The sequence below is a fragment of the Corallococcus praedator genome (genome assembly GCF_003612125.1).
Lineage (GTDB): Bacteria > Myxococcota > Myxococcia > Myxococcales > Myxococcaceae > Corallococcus > Corallococcus praedator.
Window position 1 is genome coordinate 1 of the sequence record NZ_RAWI01000855.1, and the last position, 546, is coordinate 546.

Below are 546 nucleotides of genomic sequence, written 5' to 3' on the forward strand. Positions count from 1 at the left end.
GTACCATTCTGCACGAAGTACTTGTTTGCTACAATTGCGTATTTCTACGCTAAATGCCTGAACGCTACCAATTTAATTTTGCTTCTGGCTGCGCTTTGTTCCCTCAGATCGTTCCGGTAACGACTAAAGGTCGAGTCTGTTTACGTCGCTTTTCATTGTCTGTTTTTGAGGTTGTGTTGGTCAAGCTGCCGAGTGCATGAATCATTACTCCTTACTGGGACTGTTGCTGCTGACAGCTTGTGGCGGCAGCCGTCCGTTTTTCCGATCGACTATGGAAACCACCGAACGTATGTACGCGCAGGTCGTGCTCAAAGCGCCCACGGGCCAGTCCGTCACCAAAACCACGGCCACAGCCGACCAGATAGATAGGCTACAGCCTGACAGCACGACGGTTGCAGAGACAACGGCCGCCTTAGAGAAAGCCGGATTTCGGATTGAGCAGCCGGGCGTTACGTTGTCAATCTCCGGCCCAAAGCAACGGTTTGAATCCATTTTCCAGATTCGCCTTACTGCCTACAAACAGGGGGGACAGACATACTACCGCCC

At 51.8% G+C, this 546-nt stretch carries 1 protein-coding gene; it reads left to right on the forward strand.

What is annotated here, in order from left to right:
- Positions 1-196: 196 nt before the first annotated feature.
- Positions 197-546: protease pro-enzyme activation domain-containing protein (locus D7Y13_RS47375; protein WP_208734573.1), on the forward strand; the 350-nt coding region annotated here is incomplete at its 3' end.